The sequence below is a fragment of the Actibacterium sp. genome, assembly GCF_041584535.1.
In the GTDB taxonomy this organism is placed as follows: Bacteria; Pseudomonadota; Alphaproteobacteria; order Rhodobacterales; family Rhodobacteraceae; genus Actibacterium_D.
Window position 1 is genome coordinate 1 of the sequence record NZ_JBFHDW010000437.1, and the last position, 1,317, is coordinate 1,317.

General features: G+C 64.5%; 2 protein-coding genes and 1 pseudogene. All 3 read left to right on the forward strand.

Annotated elements, in window-relative coordinates:
- Positions 1–291, forward strand: a 291-nt coding sequence (locus ABYW26_RS14525) for a DUF6476 family protein (protein ID WP_372605630.1), incomplete at its 5' end; no start/stop codon positions are given.
- 72 nt (positions 292–363) lie between these two features.
- On the forward strand, positions 364–1,131 hold the full coding sequence (locus ABYW26_RS14530; protein WP_372605631.1) for a folate-binding protein YgfZ: 768 nt from the start codon (positions 364–366) through the stop codon (positions 1,129–1,131).
- Positions 1,124–1,317 (forward strand): annotated as a pseudogene (locus ABYW26_RS14535) (aminoglycoside phosphotransferase); the annotation flags it as partial. The gene ABYW26_RS14530 and the pseudogene ABYW26_RS14535, both read left to right, overlap by 8 nt.

Below are 1,317 nucleotides of genomic sequence, written 5' to 3' on the forward strand. Positions count from 1 at the left end.
GAAGAGCCCCCCAACCTGCGATTTCTGCGTATGCTGGTCACGGTGCTGACCGCGACAATGATCGCGGGCGTTGTAATCATCATCGCACTGATTGTCATCCGCTATGGCGGAAAAGACGACTTTGCCCTGCCCAAGGCGATTGAACTGCCCCAAGGCGCCACGGTCAGCGCTGTCACCAAGGGGCGCGGCTGGTATGCGGTGGTGACCGAAGACCAGCAGATTCTGATCTATGACGCGGGCGACGGGCATCTGCGCCAGACGGTTCGGATCGGCGACGGCGACGGCGAATAATTCGACGCTTCGTGGTAAACTGGCCCTTGTCGATCTGGCAAAGGGTGCTCAGTTTAACGCAGGACTTCCTTTATGACAGGACAGAACATGGCCGGTGAAACCGCCCCTGACAGAATGGTGCTTGGTCTGACCGGCACCCAGCGGCACGCGTTTCTGCAAGGGCTGGTCAGCAATGATGTGCCCCAGACCGAGGGCAGCATCGCCTGGACGGCGCTGTTGACGCCGCAGGGCAAATATCTGGCCGATTTCTTCATGATCCCGCGCGGGGATACGATTCTGCTGGATGTCAGCGCGGCGCAGGCGCCGATGCTGGCGCAGCGGCTGTCGATGTACAAGCTGCGCGCCGATGTGGCGATTGCCCAGACCGGGCTGCATGTGCTGCGCGGGCTGGACGCGGCCCCGGCCGATGCGCTGGCCGACCCGCGCCACCCGGCGCTGGGATGGCGCGCCTATCGCGATCAGCCCGGCGCGGCCCCCGCCATCGATTGGGACGCGATCCGCGTTGCCCAGTGCATCCCCGAAACCGGGATCGAACTGACGCCCGAGACCTTTATCCTTGAGGCCGGGTTCGACCGCCTGCACGGGGTGAATTTCCGCAAGGGCTGTTACGTCGGGCAAGAGGTCACCGCCCGGATGAAGCACAAGACCGATCTGCGCAAAGGCCTTGTGACCGTGCGGATCGACGGTCAGGCCCCGGTCGGCACCGTCATCATGGCGGGCGAGAAAGAGGCCGGCACCCTGTTCACCCAATCCGGCGATCACGCCATCGCCTATCTGCGGTTTGACCGCGCCACCGGCCCGATGCAGGCCGGCAATGCCAAGGTGGTATGGGATGGCTGACCGGTTGCGCGCCTCGGTTGAACGACTGACCGGCGCGCGCGTCACCGATCTTGTTCCCTTGCATGGCGGCGATCTGTCCGAGGTCTTTTGTGCCACGCTGGCCGATGGCGATCCGGTGGTGGTCAAGACCGGCGCGCTGGTCGATACCGAAGCCCGGATGCTGCGCGCCATCGCCATGGCAGGCGC